This window comes from Acinetobacter sp. FDAARGOS_724, from assembly GCF_013364475.1.
Classification (GTDB): domain Bacteria; phylum Pseudomonadota; class Gammaproteobacteria; order Pseudomonadales; family Moraxellaceae; genus Acinetobacter; species Acinetobacter variabilis.
In genome coordinates, this window is record NZ_CP054908.1 from 597,517 (window position 1) to 615,688 (window position 18,172).

Sequence of the window (18,172 nt, forward strand, 5' to 3'; positions counted from 1 at the left end):
CTATGAGCCAAACCGCCAACACCGAAGACACCATTGATTTAAAGGAATTATTTTTTTCCTTAATCGCACAATGGAAAATGATTACTCTTTGCGTTCTACTCAGTATCGTCTGCGCTTTACTGTATTTAAGAACTACGCCAGACATCTATGCAGTAGATGCTTTGGTACAGGTCGAAGACAGTAAAGGAGCCTCTGCAGCGTTATTGGGTGATCTGTCCAATATGATTGAGCAGAAATCGCCTGCACAAGCTGAAATTGAAATTTTAAAATCACGTTTGGTGTTGGGTAACGTGATTAATCATCTGAATTTAAATATTCGCGTTTCGGGTACAGAAGATAGTTTCTGGAATCGTTTAATTGCCAAGCATAAATATGACAGTGAATATTCATCTCAGTCAGTGCTGTTTAAAGACAATCAAAAAAGTTTTGATATCCGCGAATTCGATATTCCGCAATATTTTCAAGATAAAAACTTAATTTTAAAATTTGCACAAGGCAAATATAGCCTGACCGATGCAGTAACCGAACAGGTGGTTTTTTCTGCACCTTTAAACCAAGTCAGCCAATTACAGTCTGAATTTGGGGTGTGGAAAGTCGCTATTTTTAGTCAAGACAGCTTTGACGCTGCCTATAACATCCAAAAGCAAAGCCTGCCTGCTGCAGTAAAAAGCTTAACTGCCAACTATTCTGTGGCAGAAAAAGGCAAGTCAACAGGTGTGTTGGAGCTGAATTACCAAGGGTCAGACAAACAACACATCACCCAAGTATTGAATGCCATTTTAGCAGCGTATAGCCAACAAAATATTGAGCGTCGTACTGCAGAAACCGCACAGACCTTAAAGTTTTTGGAAGACCAACTCCCAGAACTGAAACAACAATTAGATGTGGCAGAACGTGAATTTAACCGTTTCCGCCAACAGTTTAATACAGTCGATGTGACCAAAGAGTCTGAGTTGTACTTAACTCAAAGTATTACTTTAGAAACTCAAAAAGCACAGTTAGAGCAACAGGTGGCTGAAGCTGCTGCCAAATACACCAATGAACACCCTGTGATGCAGCAAATGAATGCGCAATTGGGGGCAATTAACAAACGTATTGCTGAGTTAGACGGCACACTCAAGCGTTTGCCTGAACTACAACGCCAACATTTACAACTGTTCCGTGAAGTTGAAGTCAAACAACAGCTGTATACAGGCTTGCTTAACTCTTACCAACAACTGCGGATTGCTAAAGCAGGTGAAATTGGCAATGTGCGTATTGTCGATACTGCGGTAGAGCCGATCGAGCCAATTAAACCAAAGAAATTACAAATTTTAATTTTGTCCGTTTTCTTGGGTGGTTTTCTGGGCACATTATTGGCCTTACTGCGTAACATGTTGCGCTCAGGTATTAAAGACTCGAATCAAATTGAAAATGAATTGGATTTACCTGTTTATGCCACTGTGCCACGTTCACCTGTGCAAGAAAGCCGTATTAAGATTCTGAAAAAGAAAAAGAATATTCCTATTCTTGCAGTGAAAAACAGTGATGATATTGCGATTGAAAGTCTACGCAGCATGCGTACTGCCATTCACTTTGCCTTAAGTAGTGCCAAAAACAATATCATCATGATTTCTGGCCCTGCACCAGAGTTGGGTAAATCATTTATTTCAACTAACTTGGCTACTATTTTGGCGCAAAGTGATAAGCGCGTATTATTGATTGATGCCGATTTACGTCGTGGTTATATGCACAAATACTTTAATTACGACCCTAAACCTGGCTTAACCGAATACCTGAATGGTCAGCAAGAGTTAGGCAGTATTGTACGCAGTACTGAAGTTGAAAATTTAAGCATCATCAGTCGCGGCAAAAGCCCTGCTAATCCGTCAGAGTTGTTAAGCATGCAAAAATTTGCAGACATGCTCACGCACTTGTCGAGTCAGTTTGACCATATTCTGATTGATACCCCGCCAATCCTTGCGGTAACCGATGGAATTATTATTTCACAATATGCGGGTGTGAATTTGGTTGTGGCACGTTATGGTAAAACTCAAATGAAAGAGCTTGAACTAACTGTAAACCGCTTTGAACAGGCTGGCGTGAGAGTAAACGGCTTTATTTTGAATGATATTCAACGTGAAGCTGGTGGTTATGGCTATGGTTATAACTATGCTTATGCCTATAAAGCCAATAAGGATGAGGATTAAACTATTGACTCAACATCCCTTTTTGTCAAAGATGAGCCATGTATGGCGCAAAGAGAGGGATTTAAAAATCGGTGGTGTTTCAAAAAGTATGCTGAAAAAAATAGGTTGACTTTTGATAAGGTAGTGAGATGCAAATAACACTAGAAATTAAATGTCCAACCTGTCTAAGTGACAGTATAAAGAAAAATGGCTTCATTTAATCTCAGCATACTTTTTGAAACACCATCAAATTTCTGTATAAACCCAATTGCGAAGGTCAGTCAAAAACTGGCCTTTTTATTTATTAATTTAGCCTATCCTTTATCTCAGTAAATTTCCGTCACAGACTTAAAACTTCTGAAAAAATTCTGGTAAGATGGACTGAAGATTAATGATAACATTAGATTGGACAAATACATGAGTAAGGCCTTACCGATTGCCGTCGCTGTTCTTTTAGGCGGTGCCGCGCTAGTACCTGTTTACTATGCAACTCAAAACCCTGCTACTCAAACTACAAAAGCATCTAAAGACGCCTCTGCTGTCTCTAAAATCAGCTATGCACTCGGTTATGAAGTGGCGCATCAGACTCCTCCTGAGCTGGACATTAACAGTTTTGTGACCGGTGTACGTGAAGGACATGCGCGTTCTGCACCTGCCTATACGGAAGAAGAATTACAGGCAGCTTATGAGCAATTCCAGAAAGAAATGCAACAAAAGCAGCTTGATAGCGCAAAACAGGCTCAAGCTTCAAGTGATACTTTCCTGACTGAAAATACGAAAAAAGCAGGTATTAAAACAACTGCTTCCGGCTTACAGTACCAAGTCACTAAAGAAGGTACAGGTAAACAGCCAAAAGCCTCTTCAATTGTGAAAGTACATTACACCGGTAAACTGGTAGATGGCACTGTATTTGACAGTTCAGTAGAACGTGGTGAACCGATCGAGTTTCCATTGAATCAGGTCATTCCAGGCTGGACTGAAGGTCTGCAGCTGATGAAAGAAGGCGGTAAGGCAACTCTATATATTCCGTCAAATCTGGGTTATGGTGAACAGGGCGTTCCTGGTACGATTCCTCCGCATAGCACTTTGATTTTTGATGTGGAATTAATCGAAGTAAAATAATACAAATAGGGAGAGCGACCAGCTCTCCTTTATTTTTGAGAATTGATAATGAACATACAAATCAGTTTAATGGTTTTGCTGCTCAGTTCAGGCAGCCTTTTTGCTAAAGAGATCAATAATACAAGTAGTGAAGCTGAGAAGATTGGCTACAGCTTTGGTTATCTGATGGGTCGCAGTAATGCAGACACTTTAAAGGATCTTGATTTAGATGCATTTAGCCAGGGCTTAAAGACAGCCGCTGCTGGACAAAAATCCAGTTTAAGCGATGAAGAAATGACCCAAGTGCTGACTCAGTATAAACGTCAAAGTGATGCCAAAGAACTGATTGTGCTTAAACAGAAAGCTGAAGAAAATGCCAAAGCTGGTAAAGCATTCTTGCAGGAAAATGCCAAAAAGCCCGGCGTTAAAACTACCAAATCTGGTCTGCAATACCTGGTACTGAAAGAAGGTAAAGGGAAATCACCAAGCGCTAACAGTAATGTCCGTGTCCATTATGAAGGTCGCCTGATTGATGGTACCGTTTTTGACAGTTCGATTGCCCGCCAGCAGCCAGTTGATTTCCGTACCACCCAAGTGATTACTGGCTGGACAGAAGGCTTACAGCTGATGAAAGTCGGTGCTAAATACCGCTTCTTTATCCCCGCTGATTTGGCCTATGGACAGATTGGTTCGGGAGATATCATTGAACCAAATAGTACCCTGATTTTTGATATCGAATTACTAGAAATTATTAAATAAAAAATCCTTTAATTGTAAAAATTAAAAAGAGAGGCAAATTATTTTCCTCTCTTTTTTTGTACTGATGAGAAACGAATTAGTTGGCGGTTTTCATGTATATTCATAGCAGTTTTGCTATTTTATAGTTTAATCAAAATATTCAACAACAATAGAGGACTTCAGCATGGCAGCAATCAAGACCCGCGAAATTCAATATACTGCTCAGGATGGCAGCACTTTGATTGGTTATTTTGCCGCACCACAAACTGATGCACCTGTAGCCGGTGTTATCGTGGCACCCGAATGGTGGGGCCGCAATGACTATACTGAACATCGTGCCCGTGAACTGGCGGAACATGGTTATGCCGCGCTGGCAATTGATATGTATGGTGACAAGAAAGTAACCACCAGCTCTGATCAGGCCTATCAATGGATGATGCAGACTTTCGAAGATCCGGACATTATCGTGAACCGTGCGAAAGCTGCTTTAGATACTTTGGCGGCACAGGATGAAGTCAATCCGGAAAAACTGGCTGCGATTGGTTTCTGCTACGGTGGTAAAGTTGCTCTGGATCTGGCTCGCTCAAATGCACCGTTAAAAGCTGTAGCTACTTTCCATGCCAACCTATCTCCTAAAGCACCTGCACAGGAAGGCCAGGTACAGGCAGAAATTCTGGTCCTACATGGTGAAAAGGACAGTATGGTGAGCCTGGATGATGTTGCCAGCTTTAAAGAAGAGATGCAGGCGGCTAAGGTCGAGCATAATGTGATTGTATTTGAAAATGCCAAGCATGGATTTAGTAACCCGCTTGCGGATGAGCGCGCCAAGGCCAATGGTGTAGATCTAGGCTACAATCCCGAAGCAGAGAAACAAAGCTTGGCTGCCATGTATGAATTACTGGCACGACAACTCGCTTGATAACAGATAAATTGATCTGGCTCATAATCGGGCCAGGTCATACCTGAAAAAAATAAATTTCAATGAAAGGAGCCAATATCATGACTGAAAATAACTGCCCGTACTGTAATTTTGACGAATACGATATTCTGGCTAAAAATGATTTTGCTGTCGTGTTACCTGAACCGAACTCGCTGTCCAAAGAACATTATGTAGTTACTCCATTACGTCATGTGGCGTCATTTTTTGAAATCACAGATAAAGAACGTAAAAGCATGATGTCCTTACTTGAACAAGCACGTAATGAATTACAATTACGCTATCAGCCTTCCGGTTTTCATGTCGGGTTTAATGATGGCGAAGTATTTCAGGAAAAATCAGAACATTTACACATTCATATAATCCCGCGTTATGAAGGCAAGGTATTAAAGCTGGATGCACGCTGGGGCATTGAAGAATAAGAATTTAATTTTTTGCTGAGTGAATGCTTTTCGAAGTGTTCACTTGTTCCTTCCATTTATTCATTTTTACTCTTTTTAAGTCTTGCTGTTTTAGCAGACTTTTCATCTTTTAGCTGAGTCTCTTCAGTTATACTAAGCCTCGTTTTCCAGTTTGTTCTATTTTCATGTTTGTGTTTTCAGATGCCCTTTTAGAATGGTTTGATGTGCATGGCCGCCATGATTTGCCGTGGCAAGTGGCCGATGATCCCTATAAGGTCTGGGTCTCTGAAATTATGCTACAGCAGACTCAGGTCAAAACCGTGCTGCAATATTTTGAGCGGTTTATTCAGCGTTTTCCGACGGTACAGGATCTCAGTACAGCTTCCTGGGATGAGGTTGCGCCCTATTGGGCGGGGCTGGGCTATTATGCGCGTGCCCGTAATTTACATAAGGCAGCCGGTATTGTGGCAAGTCAGGGCCATTTCCCGAGGAGCCTGGAAGAATGGATCGCCCTGCCCGGCATTGGCCGCTCAACCGCGGGAGCCTTGATGTCTTTGGGTTTACGTCAGTACGGCGTAATCATGGATGGCAACGTCAAACGGGTGCTGGCACGGTTTTTTGCGATCGAAGATGATCTGTCTAAACCAGTACATGAACGTGCCTTGTGGGAGCTTGCTGAACAGCTCTGCCCGGTTGATCGGAATCATGATTATACCCAGGCGATTATGGATCTCGGTGCGACTGTCTGTACTCCAAAAAAGCCTTTATGCCTGTATTGCCCAATGCAGCAACATTGCAAGGCACATCAGCAGGGTCTGGAAAATGAATTGCCCTTTAAAAAAGCCAAAAAGCCGGTACCGGTCAAAGCAGCTCAAGTGCTGTTGATCCAATCAGGTGATGAATGGCTATGGCAGCAACGTCCTAATAGTGGTCTTTGGGGTGGGCTTTGGTGTCTGCCAATTATTGAAGACACTCATGCATTTGAACAACTGTGCCAGCAACTGGGTCTGAAAAATCTCGTACAAAAGACCCTGATCAGCCACAGTTTTACCCATTTTACCTGGCAGCTTGAAGCCATGGTTTTTGCAGTCGATGAAAATCAGCAGAAACATCTGGCGATTGAGTTACAGGGCTTCTGGATGAACCCGGAAACTGCAGTCAATGCAGGTATTCCAACCGCCATGAAAAAATTGATTTCTACCGTAAATTTATGACATAGTCTGGAACAAGAAGAATCAACTGGCCTCATTTAAGGATAAATATTTTGCGCCATTCTCTTGCGTTTGTCGGGCTTTCTCTGGTGATGTTATTTCTGGTGGCGTGTAGTAGCGCACCGAAACATCCTTCTGCGGTTCAGCTTAATCCGGCATTGGTCAAAAAACTGAATCATATGCGTATGCCCTCTTCTCTGCCGATTCCGGTAGATCGGGTCCAGGCTCGTGAATTGAAAGATACTTGGGGAGCTTCGCGTAGTAGCGGCCGTTTGCATGAGGGCATTGATATTCTGGTTCCACGTGGAACCAAGGTTCGTAGTGCGACGCCCGGTCTGATCGCAGATTTACGGAATAACAATTTGGGTGGTAAAGTAGTCTGGATTCTGGGTCCAGGCGGCACTTGGCATTATTATGCACATCTGGATGGTCATAAGCGTGGCCTGAAAGTCGGTAACTATGTCAAAAAGGGCGATGTCATTGGTTATGTCGGTAATACTGGCAATGCCCGCCATACCGCGCCACATCTGCATTATGGTCTCTATTTAAATGGTAAGGGCCGTGGTGTCGTTAACCCTTATCCATATTTACGTTAATTTTAGGAAGTTTACATGTCAGAAGCGTTGATCAACCGTCTGGTCGAATTTGCAGAATCAGGCAATCAACAGAAAATCGTGCTCAATGGCCAGACCTATCAGGGCTGGATCATGGAAATTACTGAAGAGGCGCTTCTGATCAGTACCGGTTATGCCGACAAAAGTGGTAAGGATATGTGGATCCAGTTCAGTGATCTGCAGCAGGCAGAACTGTCCTACTGGGATAATCAGCAAGATCAGTGGACGACATTTAAATTATAAGATAATCAAAAGGAGCATCCCTTGACGATCCAACGCTGTGGCTGGTGCTCTGATGATCCCCTCTATACTACCTACCATGATCAGGAATGGGGACAGGCGCTGCATGATGAAAAACGCCTGTTTGAAATGCTGTGTCTGGAAGGTCAGCAGGCCGGTTTAGCCTGGATTACCGTACTCAGAAAACGTGAATCTTATCGCAAACATTTCTTTCAATATTCTATTGAAACGATTGCTTCTTTTACAGATGAGCAACTCACCGCAAAACTGCAAGATGCTAGTCTAATCCGGCATATTGGTAAACTGACTGCAATTCGCGATAATGCCCGGGCCTGGCAACAGCTTAAATCTCAAGAGATTGATGTGGTCACATGGTTATGGTCCTTTGCCCAGCAGCCCCGATTGAATAATGATGTGGCAGATTATCGCCAGGCTCCGGCACAAACCATTGAAAGCCAGAACATGTCCAAAGCCTTAAAAAAAGCAGGCTTTAAGTTTGTCGGTCCTACGATCTGTTATGCCTTTATGCAGGCAGTCGGCATGGTCGATGACCATGAAAATCACTGTCACTTTAAAACAATATCCTCCCATTCAAATAAGAGCTGAATCTATGTCCAATAATACTATTCACGCTTACGCCGCAATGTCTGCGGGTGCCGCCCTGGAACCTTATCAATTTGATGCGGGTGAACTTCACCCGCATCAGGTCGAAGTGAAAGTTGAATACTGCGGCCTATGTCATTCTGATATTTCAGTACTCAATAATGACTGGGGGTCTTCAGTATATCCTGTGGTGGCCGGACATGAAGTCATCGGCACCATTACGCAACTGGGTTCTGAAGCCAAAGGCCTAAAAGTAGGTCAGCGTGTCGGTATTGGCTGGACTGCGGAAAGCTGCCAACATTGTGATTCCTGTATTTCAGGTCAGCAAGTATTGTGTACTGGTGGTCAGGTTGCAACCATTGTCGGCCATGCAGGCGGTTTTGCGGATAAAGTCCGTGCTGGCTGGCAATGGACAATTCCCTTACCTGAAGATCTGGACCCGGAAAGTGCCGGTCCCCTGCTCTGTGGCGGGATTACCGTATTTGATCCGATTCTGAAACATCAGATTCAGGCTATTCACCACGTTGGTGTCATTGGTATTGGCGGTTTGGGACATATAGCGATCAAGCTGCTGAAAGCTTGGGGTTGTGAAATTACCGCCTTTACTTCAAATCTGGATAAAACTGATGAACTAAAAGCCATGGGTGCAGACCATGTAGTAAATAGTCGTGACCCAGCAGCGCTTAAACTGCTTCGTGGTAAATTTGACCTATTAATGAGTACTGTGAATGTTACATTGGACTGGCAGGCTTATTTATCAACACTGGCACCAAATGGCACTGTACATATGCTGGGCTTACCACTGGAACCCATGCAAATTTCTGCAGGTTCACTGATTGGTGGTGCTAAATCAGTGACTGGCTCGCCAACAGGTTCACCAGCAGCTTTACGTCAGTTATTGAAATTTGCGGCACGTAAAAATATTGCGCCACAAATTGAGTTATTCCCAATGTCGGAAATTAATACTGCGATTGAACGTCTGCACTCAGGCAAAGCCCGTTACCGGATCGTACTGAAAGCCGATTTCTAATTTGTACCAATCATCAGTAAATCTAGATCTGCCCTAGTAGCATGTTAGGGCAGATTTTTTTATGGCTGTATTTGCAAATAATTGGTTTATAAATATTTAGCCAGCTTCTGAGCCAGAAATTCAATAAATAGATATACCCGTTTAGGCAAATGCTCCTGACGGTAATAGACCGCATGAATTTTTTGATAATGCAGCTCAATCTGCTCTTCAAATAGCGCCTCTAAACGACCCGCCTGTAAGTCGTCCTCGACCAGAAAGCGTGACAGACAAGTAATACCCACCCCATATAAAGCCAATTGACGAACCGTTTCCCCATTGGGTGCTCTAATCTTTGGCTTTACAGTGATAGGTTCGCCATTTAGCCGTACCGGCCAGGTGTTCAAATGCGTAGGCTGACTAAATCCCAGTAAAGTATGCTCCGATAGATCTGCCACTGATTGCGGTCTGCCCTTTTGCTGTAAATATTCAGGGCTAGCCACAATATACAAACGGCTGCGGCATAATAATCTGGCATGCAGACTGGAATCATGCAGTTCTCCAAAACGGATCGCGACATCGGTTTTATGTTCCAGCAGATCAATCACCTGATCATGATTATTCAGTTCAATTTCAATCTGGGGATAGCGCTGCATAAATTCCTGAATTAGCGGCACGATTACATGCAGCACAAAAGGCGTCGCTGAATCCACCCGAATCAATCCTGACGTATCACTATCTGATTTCAGTAAAGCATCTTCAGCTTCTGCCAGATCATTGAGAATTTTGCGTGCCTTTTCTAGAAATAGCTGGCCCTCTTGAGTCAGTTTGAGTTTACGTGTGGTTCTTTCTAAAAGAGTGACATTTAATTTATTTTCCAGACGTTGCAGCGCCCGACTGACACCCGAAGTGGTTTGTCCCAAACGTTCTGCCGCCATGACGATAGAACCACTATCCACAATGGTGACAAAAGCCTGTAATTCTTCAATCGTTGATTTCATTTGTCACTCTTTTGTTGATTTTCGGTCAATAATATTTTGCAAATTCAGCTATTTTTTCGCAACAATAAAAAGCACAAAATACTCAACATCGAAAATACTTAAAGATTAAGGCTATGAATATTGTTCCTCAATTTGGTGTCGGTACCTTTCGCCTGTCTGGACAGACCGTCATTGATTCAGTCAAAACAGCACTGGAAGTCGGTTATCGCGCTGTAGATACGGCACAGATTTATGCCAATGAAGCAGAAGTGGGTCAGGCCATTGCAGAAAGTCAGGTTAATCGTAACGAGCTGTTCATTACCACCAAAATCTGGACAGATCATTACGCACCAGACAAACTGATTCCAAGTCTCAAAGAGAGTCTACATAAACTACGTACCGATGCAGTCAATCTAACGCTCATTCATTGGCCTGCACCTCGCTTAGGCGTTCAAATTCCTGAGCTGATGCAGACTTTATTAGAAGCCAAACAGCAAGGTCTGACCGAGCATATCGGTGTATCCAACTTCAATATTGAGCTAACCCAGCAAGCCATTGATAGTATTGGTCTGGAGCATATCGCAACTAACCAGATTGAACTGAGTCCTTATCTGCAAAATCAGCGTCTGGTCAATTTCCTACAATCTCAGAAGATTGATGTCACCTCTTATATGACACTAGCTTATGGCAAAGTGCTGAATGATCCTGTCCTGCAAGGAATTGCTGCCCAGCATCAGGCTTCGACTGCACAAATTGCACTGGCTTGGGCCTTGCAAAAAGGTTTTGCTGTGATTCCTTCTTCAACCAAACGTGAACATCTGCTTGCCAATCTGGCAGCGCAGGAGATACAACTGTCTCAAGAAGAAATGGCTTTGATCAGCACCCTGGAGCGCAATGGCCGCGAGGTTGATCCGGACCAGCTTGCGCCTATCTGGGATTAAACAGAAACCATGAAAGTTAATTTTCCTTTGCTTGCACTGGCGGTTGGTGCCTTTGCAATTGGTACCACTGAATTTTCTCCAATGGGTTTTCTGCCAGAAATCGCCCGTGATCTAGAGATTTCGATTCCTCGTGCCGGGATGCTGATCAGTGCCTATGCCTTAGGGGTGATGTTGGGTGCACCACTAATGACCCTCTGGTTAAGCCGTTATTCCAAACGTAAGTCTCTCATTTTACTGATGGCGATTTTTACGATTGGTAATATTCTGGCGACATTAGCGCCTAATTATCTGGGGCTGATGGGAGCACGCATCATTACCAGCCTGAACCATGGTGCTTTCTTCGGGATTGGTTCGGTTGTCGCGGCCAGTGTCGTTCCGAAAGATAAACAGGCCAGCGCTGTAGCCATGATGTTTATGGGCCTGACCATTGCCAATATTGGCGGGGTGCCACTGGCAACCTGGATAGGACAACATATCGGCTGGCGTATGGCTTTTCTGGGTATTTCCCTGCTTGGTGTGCTGACCATGTTCTCCCTATGGAAAGCCTTACCAGAAGGCCAAAGCAGTCAGAAACCGGATGTAAGGCAGGAGCTGCAAGTCCTGACCCGCCTGCCTGTTGTTTTAGCTTTATTGACTACCGTGATGAGTGCGGGGGCCATGTTTGCCCTATACACTTATATTGCCCCGAGTCTGCAAAGTTTTACTCAGGCTTCCCCTGCATTGATTACTTTGATGCTGGTGTTGATCGGGGTAGGTTTCTCGATTGGTAATCATCTAGGTGGCAAGTTTGCAGATTTATCCTTAAATAAAACCCTGATCGGCTTTTTAATCTTGCTTATGCTGATGATGCTGCTTTTCCCGATTCTGGCAAGCACAGCTCTTGGCGCAGGTCTGGCATTAATCATCTGGGGTGCTGCTGCCTTTGCTGTAGTTCCGCCTTTACAGATGCGAGTCATGTCCGTGGCTTATGATGCGCCTGGACTGGCCTCTTCAGTAAATATTGGTGCTTTCAATCTTGGGAATGCTTTGGGTGCAATTGCGGGTGCCAGTGTGCTGAATTTGGGACTTAGCTATAGTGCGGTTTCATTTGCCGGTGCTAGTCTGAGTGCTGTTGCTTTGCTTCTGGTTTTAATTCAAATGAAACTGGCTCCACAGCAAGATATGACTGCGCAGCAATACTCTTAAAATTTCCTTCATAAAAAAAGTCCGCCTGATGCGGACTTTTTTATATTAGCTATTTAGCGTAAAGCTTCAGGTAAAACAGGCGTTGTCACAGGTTTAGCCAGTTCGGTTTTCATCTTTTGCAGCATCTGATAAGGCTGCTGTTGCACAAACATATTCACAAAGGTTAAAGGAATCGAACCTTCAGGATTGGCATAGCCATAAGTCGATACCTTAACCTTGTTATTCGCCAGTTTCTGGAAGGTCCAGTCTCCCTGATAATCAGTCAAACGTACATAATTCGGATTTAGGGCATATCCAGTCTGAATTGCTTTATTCTTGATGATGATCTGACCATTGGCATCCTTGATCATTTTGCCTTGCACGATCAGATCACGATCTTTTAAAGGAAATGGAAAATCCAGCACCATATACAAGGTGAAATCGCCTTTTTTATCATCACGCGACAGCACCTTGATACTGCCCATATAAGGCACCCATTTCACCGCATGATCAACATCCAGAATCAGAGAAACGGCATTCTCAATCGGGACATTGTAGGTGGTTTCGGCTTTATAGAGAAAAACGGGATTACGTTCATCCTGATAGGTCCAGACTTTAATATTATTTTTATTAATGCTGAGCTTGGCATTCTGCACAGAGGTCGACTGTGCTGTAGCGGCAAAGGCTACAGCACACGCCATTAATATTAATTTCTTCATTCCATTGTCATCTTATTTTAGTTTTAAGTTATTTTTATATAGGATTTTGACGAAAATTTATACTTGAATATCGTTAAAACCAAGTACGTCCTTCATGTCATATTTACGTGCATCACGACCAACGACCCAAGCTGCGGCACGTACGGCACCCGCTGCAAAGTTCATACGGTTAGTGGCTTTATGCGTAATTTCAACACGCTCGCCTTCGCCAATAAACATTGCAGTATGTTCACCGACGATATCACCGCCACGAATGGTCTGAAAACCAATACTTTTACGTTCACGAGGACCCGTATGCCCTTCACGGTGATATACCGCATCTTTTTTCAGATCACGACCCAGTGCTCCAGCAATCGCTTCACCCATCATAAGAGCTGTACCTGATGGCGCATCTACCTTATGACGGTGATGTGCTTCGATCACTTCAATATCGACCGTATCACCAAAGACTTTAGAGGCAAGTTCTAGCAGTTTGATCGAAACGTTCACACCAACCGAATAGTTCGCTGCATAGACCACTGGAGTTTCTTTTGCAGATTCATCCAGATAAGCTTTTTGTTCGTCATTCATACCAGTCGTACCAATCACGATCGCAACGCCATTTTCACGGCAGATTTTAAGATGATTCACCGTCGCAGCAGGCGCAGTAAAGTCGATCACTACGTCACAGTCTTTAACTACTTCTTCAAGATGGCCGACAACCTTTACACCCAGGCTCCCTACACCAGCCAGTTCACCGGCATCTGCGCTAATCAATGAGCTTTCAGGGCGCTCAACAGCTGCTGCCAATTGGTAACCGGCTTCTTTCACCGCCTGAATAAGGATGCGTCCCATACGGCCGCCTGCACCTAAAATCCCAATGCGTGGTGTCGCTGACATAACATAGTCCTGATGTTGATTCGAAATTGCTCTTACTATAGCAAAACTCGCTCATAACACTAAGATTGATCGCATAAAAATCAATGAAAAGAATTAAAGAGGATCATGAGGGTTTTTGATATGCAGTCCATATCAACAATAGTTTATGGACGAGTAAAAAGAAAATAATTCCGTTAGAGGAATAATGATTAAATGGTTAGTCAGAGATAAACTCATTTAAAGAAAATTCTAGTTAATAAGAATTAGATTAGAGATGGATCCGGAAATTTGAACAACTCCTATAAGTGATACTCTGCTCCTCAAATGATGTTATAAACATCAATATATGGAGTATTTTATGGCACGTAGACCAAGAAGAAATCATTCAAACGACTTTAAGGCTAAGGTAGCACTTGCTGCGATCAAAGCAGAAAAACACTTGCTGAATTGAGTTCTGAGTTTGATGTTCATCAAAACCAAATTATTGACTGGAAAAATCAATTGATCTCAGCTTCCTCACAAGCTTTCGATCAATCAAAAGCTCCATCAGAACCACCCATCGATCTAAAAAAACTACATGCAAAAATCGGTGAGCAGGCATTAGAAATTGATTTTTTAGAAGGTGTGTTGAAGAAACTGGGCCGCTTCAACCACAAAAGTTAATCGATGACTCACTTCAGATTTCAGTATCTAAGCAAGCTCAGCTGCTGAAAGTCTCCCGTGGTTGTTATTACTATCGCCCAAAACCTGTGAGTGCATCAGATCTGAAGCTGATGCGGTGTATGGATGAGTTACATATGCAATACCCTTTTGCAGGTAGCCGTATGATGCGTGATTTGTTGAATCGTCAAGGACATCATATAGGACGACGTCATACACGTACTTTAATGAAGAAAATGGGCATTAATGCGTTATATTGCAAACCAAATTTAAGCCAGGCTAATCAAGCTCACCGCAAATATCCATATCTGCTCAAAGGATTGGCTATTCAGCGCAGTAATCAAGTGTGGTCTACGGATATAACGTATATCCCTATGGCAAAAGGCTTTGTTTATTTATGTGCTGTGATTGATTGGCATAGCCGCAAGGTACTTGCGCATAGAGTATCGATTAGTATGGAGGTTACATTTTGCATAGAAACATTAAATGAAGCTATTGAAAAATATGGTCGACCTGAAATATTTAATACAGACCAAGGCAGTCAGTTTACCAGTGATGCATTTATTGATGTATTGAAATCAAATGGCATTCAAATCAGTATGGATGGTAAAGGTCGATGGGTAGATAATGTGATGGTTGAACGATTATGGCGGAGCGTTAAATATGAAGAGGTGTATCTCAAAGCTTATAGCAGTGTCACAGATGCGAAAAAGCAATTGAGTGCATATTTTGAGTTTTATAATCTGAAACGACCTCATTCGAGTCTAGACAAAATGACACCAAATGAGTTTTACTATGATCAGCTACCCCAACAAAACAAGGTGGCTTAACTAGAGCGGAATATCACTTATAAATAAGCTTTTAGTTGTTCAAACATGTGGAACCACCTCTAATTTTAATTTTAAATAATTGAATTTAATAAGATAAAAAATATTTTTCCATGGTACGTATGATCTTGATTTTTCATATTTAGATTATTTGTATTTAAGGGAAATATATTGAAACTCCAGTTTGACCACCTCAGCAATATAAGTATTACTGATATTATTGAATTAAATACCCATCATCGCGTACTGAAGCATATGGCCTTAGCGCATGGCATTATTTTCGATGAAACACGATGGATTGCTTGGGTACATGGAAGTGTAAATCCATACTTTTTTAAATTTAGGAATGTTTAAGGATCACGCATCAAGTAGTTGACCAACTTCCAAGCTGGTATATCCACGTTCTTTAAAGATCAACACAATCGCTTTTTTATAGTCTTCACAAATAGATGTTTTATATTTAGTGATGAGTTGAATCTCGGAATTCAGCTCCAGGTCATTTTTTAAGGTCAAGAATTCGGTAGAGATCTTATTAAAAATCTTTAAATTAAACATACAGGCACCTGTTATCAGTTGTAGCGGCCCGACTACAACAAATACCTGCCTTAGCTCAGCTAGACACCCTTGGTCGCAAGGATTACAAATTAGAAAAAGTTCTGCAAGTTTTGAGGAATTGATAGATTAAATAACCTTCTAAATCATTCCTATTTAGCAAGATTGTCGGCCTAAAAATTAATTTTATATATCAATTTCTTAATAATCTCATAATTGCTAAAAATTTAATAGGAACCAGTTTTTGTAACAATTCTTTTAATATTTCAGATTATTCATAATATTTTATTAGTCAAATGAATAGAGAGATCATTAACTCAGGATTTTCATATCCTGATGATGAGGTCTTAAAAGACAAAGTATTTTCCCTGTCTGGCAAAAGTAGTAATCGGACTCTTTGTACGCTTTGGCTCACATCAATCTCGGCTTTTTGCTGCTATCCAGAATACTGGAAGTTTCCTATGATGAACTCATCAGGAACAGGAAGTTCCAAACAAGAATAACAATAGATCAGCACAAGGACAGTAAGGTACGACAGGAGTTATACCGAGCGAACCCATACGAAAAACCCCGGCAGGATGCTGGGGTTTTTCTTTTAGTATTTAAATTAAATTTCATCCTTTAAATGTGCAAATATGTGACATACATCACATTAACAAATCCATTTTCTTATATATTTTGCCACTTGCTCAATTTTATGAGATTAATGATTAATCTTATATTTCAGTTATTTAAATAACATCAAACTACATTAGTAAACATAAGTACACACAAAAAAACATCAATATCTACATTTTATATCAACATTTTTGCCAAGTGTACTGAGTAGTACACTATTTTTAATACAAGGAAATTTATATGAAATTAGTTCAATTAACTTTTGCCGGGGTAGCGTTAATTGCTGCATCACAAACTTTTGCTGCTGAAGAAGTAGCACAAACAGCTCCTGCTGCAACTGAAACAGCTGCGTCTGAAGTTCAAGCTGCTGAAGCACCTGCAAGCGAAGCTCCAGCATCAGAAGCTCAAGCAACTGAAGCTCAATAATATGACAGGATTTATATTTCTCTGCGTGAGGGGTATAAATCCTTCTTAAAAAGCCAATATCATTAAAAGAATAATTTTCTCATTATTTTTATCTAATAATTAACTTATACATCTTTTCCGAATTTAAGCTATAAAAAAGGACGCCTGAGCGCACTGCTGTCCCATAGTTTGCTTTAAATAAAAAAAACCTGAGTCCTAACAGTTAAAATATGAGTGCAAACAAACACTTTAACGACCAGGATTCAGGTTTTGTCACATCAGAATACCGTATTTCATGAGCTAATTAAACCTGTTGTGCGACAGGATTTTGAACAACTTGCTAAAGTACACCATGTTGGACAGAAATTTAGAGCGGCTTCCCGGTGGGATCAGTTTATTGCCATATTGATGTCTCAATTCTCTTGTAGGCAAAGTCTGAGAGATATTCAATCCAATTTGGAGTGCCAACAGGAAAAGCTAAGTCATCTCGGAGCAAAGTCTATTCCCCGAAGCACGCTGGCACGAATCAATGAGCAACAGCCTGCTGCCTTGTATCAACAGCTATTTTACAAGTTGCTTAAATACTATGAACACTCAAAAGTAGCTCATAAATTTCGCTTTAAGAATCCCTTGTATTCCTTGGATGCCAGTCATATTGACCTGTCGCTTTCCTTATGTGAATGGGCCAAAGTTCACGACTCAAAAGCCAGCATGAAACTCAGTATAGGATTGAATCACAGCAATGATATTCCTGAGTTTGTTGCAGTTGAAAATGGCAAAGAAAATGACATGGTACAAGGCCGCAAATTCCAGTTTCCTGCTGGCAGCATTGTAGTTTTTGATAAAGGCTATGTCGATTACCAATGGTATGCAAATCTGACTGCTCAAAACATTGGATTTGTCACACGTTTTAGGCCTAAATCTGTGTATCAGGTGATCCAGCAACATCCAGTGCTTGAATCCAAAGGTATTCTAAAAGATGAAACCATTCAGCTGAATAGCGCACATGCCCTAAAAAGAAAAGCCCCAGTGTTAAGAAGAATTGAATATAGAGATCAGCAAAGTGGCAAGCACTTTAGCTTTCTCAGCAATAACTTTCATTTAGCCGCCTCTACCATTGCGGCGATTTATAAAGATCGTTGGAAAGTTGAACTGTTCTTTAAGGCGATTAAGCAGAATCTCAAATTAAAAGCGTTTCTAGGCCGCAGCAGGAACGCAATTCAGACACAAATCTGGATTGCGATGATCGCCTATTTATTGGTGAGTTTCGCTCAACATTTAGGAAAAACAGGTTGGACAGTTCAACGTTTACTCAGAATAATTCAAGTGAATTTGTTTGAAAGAAGAACTTTAAAAGCTTTATTTTCACCCGATAAAATACCCATAAAACAAGAGGAAGCTCAAATGAGCTTCCTCTTGTGAAAAATTG

Annotated in this window: 18 protein-coding genes and 1 pseudogene; 15 read left to right on the top strand and 4 right to left on the bottom strand. The window is 41.9% G+C overall.

Translation table 11 applies throughout. The features are described 5' to 3' along the window. The first annotated feature begins 2 nt into the window (after positions 1 to 2). The 10 genes from FOC32_RS04185 (at position 3) to ahr (ending at position 9,043) form a co-directional block, all read left to right on the top strand. Complete coding sequence (locus FOC32_RS04185) at positions 3 to 2,189, top strand: polysaccharide biosynthesis tyrosine autokinase (protein WP_175966470.1); 2,187 nt, start codon at positions 3 to 5, stop codon at positions 2,187 to 2,189. A gap of 396 nt (positions 2,190 to 2,585) precedes the next feature. Continuing rightward, positions 2,586 to 3,290, top strand: a complete 705-nt coding sequence (locus FOC32_RS04190) for an FKBP-type peptidyl-prolyl cis-trans isomerase (RefSeq protein ID WP_175966472.1) — start codon at positions 2,586 to 2,588, stop codon at positions 3,288 to 3,290. Between the two features lie 48 nt (positions 3,291 to 3,338). Beyond that, complete coding sequence (locus FOC32_RS04195; protein ID WP_175966473.1) at positions 3,339 to 4,028, top strand: FKBP-type peptidyl-prolyl cis-trans isomerase; 690 nt, start codon at positions 3,339 to 3,341, stop codon at positions 4,026 to 4,028. A gap of 163 nt (positions 4,029 to 4,191) precedes the next feature. Further along, a complete protein-coding gene (locus tag FOC32_RS04200) occupies positions 4,192 to 4,926 on the top strand; it encodes a dienelactone hydrolase family protein (RefSeq protein WP_175966474.1) in 735 nt (244 codons plus the stop codon). Between the two features lie 80 nt (positions 4,927 to 5,006). After that, positions 5,007 to 5,366: an HIT family protein gene (locus tag FOC32_RS04205; RefSeq protein WP_175966475.1), complete on the top strand. Its 360-nt coding sequence runs from the start codon at positions 5,007 to 5,009 to the stop codon at positions 5,364 to 5,366. A gap of 164 nt (positions 5,367 to 5,530) precedes the next feature. After that, the gene (mutY, locus tag FOC32_RS04210; protein ID WP_414632195.1) at positions 5,531 to 6,559 is read left to right on the top strand and encodes an A/G-specific adenine glycosylase; all 1,029 of its coding nucleotides are present in this window, start codon (positions 5,531 to 5,533) and stop codon (positions 6,557 to 6,559) included. An 89-nt stretch (positions 6,560 to 6,648) separates the two neighbouring features. After that, the gene (locus FOC32_RS04215; RefSeq protein WP_175968150.1) at positions 6,649 to 7,152 is read left to right on the top strand and encodes a M23 family metallopeptidase; all 504 of its coding nucleotides are present in this window, start codon (positions 6,649 to 6,651) and stop codon (positions 7,150 to 7,152) included. 15 nt (positions 7,153 to 7,167) lie between these two features. Continuing rightward, the gene (locus FOC32_RS04220) at positions 7,168 to 7,413 is read left to right on the top strand and encodes a hypothetical protein (protein WP_004780440.1); all 246 of its coding nucleotides are present in this window, start codon (positions 7,168 to 7,170) and stop codon (positions 7,411 to 7,413) included. Between the two features lie 21 nt (positions 7,414 to 7,434). Then, positions 7,435 to 8,016, top strand: coding sequence for a DNA-3-methyladenine glycosylase I (locus tag FOC32_RS04225; RefSeq protein ID WP_175966476.1), 582 nt, complete (start codon positions 7,435 to 7,437; stop codon positions 8,014 to 8,016). Positions 8,017 to 8,020: 4 nt separating this feature from the next. Next, positions 8,021 to 9,043 (top strand): NADPH-dependent aldehyde reductase Ahr, encoded by a 1,023-nt coding sequence (gene ahr / locus FOC32_RS04230; RefSeq protein WP_175966477.1) that lies wholly within the window; start codon positions 8,021 to 8,023, stop codon positions 9,041 to 9,043. 86 nt (positions 9,044 to 9,129) lie between these two features. Here ahr and FOC32_RS04235 read toward each other — a convergent pair whose 3' ends face one another. After that, positions 9,130 to 10,020: a LysR family transcriptional regulator gene (locus FOC32_RS04235; RefSeq protein WP_175966478.1), complete on the bottom strand. Its 891-nt coding sequence runs from the start codon at positions 10,018 to 10,020 to the stop codon at positions 9,130 to 9,132. Positions 10,021 to 10,133: 113 nt separating this feature from the next. Here FOC32_RS04235 and dkgB point away from each other — a divergent pair, with 113 nt between their 5' ends. Next, the gene (gene dkgB / locus FOC32_RS04240) at positions 10,134 to 10,940 is read left to right on the top strand and encodes a 2,5-didehydrogluconate reductase DkgB (protein WP_175966479.1); all 807 of its coding nucleotides are present in this window, start codon (positions 10,134 to 10,136) and stop codon (positions 10,938 to 10,940) included. A gap of 9 nt (positions 10,941 to 10,949) precedes the next feature. Continuing rightward, positions 10,950 to 12,125, top strand: a complete 1,176-nt coding sequence (locus FOC32_RS04245) for an MFS transporter (protein ID WP_175966480.1) — start codon at positions 10,950 to 10,952, stop codon at positions 12,123 to 12,125. 53 nt (positions 12,126 to 12,178) lie between these two features. Here FOC32_RS04245 and FOC32_RS04250 read toward each other — a convergent pair whose 3' ends face one another. Continuing rightward, positions 12,179 to 12,823, bottom strand: coding sequence for an START domain-containing protein (locus FOC32_RS04250; protein ID WP_175966481.1), 645 nt, complete (start codon positions 12,821 to 12,823; stop codon positions 12,179 to 12,181). A gap of 57 nt (positions 12,824 to 12,880) precedes the next feature. After that, the gene (dapB, locus tag FOC32_RS04255; RefSeq protein WP_175966482.1) at positions 12,881 to 13,702 is read right to left on the bottom strand and encodes a 4-hydroxy-tetrahydrodipicolinate reductase; all 822 of its coding nucleotides are present in this window, start codon (positions 13,700 to 13,702) and stop codon (positions 12,881 to 12,883) included. 325 nt (positions 13,703 to 14,027) lie between these two features. Between dapB and FOC32_RS04260 the strand changes: the two are divergent. Continuing rightward, a pseudogene (locus tag FOC32_RS04260) lies at positions 14,028 to 15,171 on the top strand (IS3 family transposase). A 354-nt stretch (positions 15,172 to 15,525) separates the two neighbouring features. Here FOC32_RS04260 and FOC32_RS04265 read toward each other — a convergent pair. Beyond that, complete coding sequence (locus FOC32_RS04265; protein ID WP_175966483.1) at positions 15,526 to 15,723, bottom strand: hypothetical protein; 198 nt, start codon at positions 15,721 to 15,723, stop codon at positions 15,526 to 15,528. Positions 15,724 to 16,578: 855 nt separating this feature from the next. Here FOC32_RS04265 and FOC32_RS04270 point away from each other — a divergent pair. Further along, entirely contained in the window at positions 16,579 to 16,764 is a 186-nt protein-coding gene (locus FOC32_RS04270) for a hypothetical protein (RefSeq protein WP_004780424.1), read from the top strand. A gap of 249 nt (positions 16,765 to 17,013) precedes the next feature. Next, positions 17,014 to 18,165 carry an IS4-like element ISAbe18 family transposase gene (locus FOC32_RS04275; RefSeq protein ID WP_004646736.1) on the top strand — a complete coding sequence of 384 codons (1,152 nt, stop codon included), beginning with the start codon at positions 17,014 to 17,016 and terminating at the stop codon, positions 18,163 to 18,165. Positions 18,166 to 18,172 lie beyond the last annotated feature (7 nt).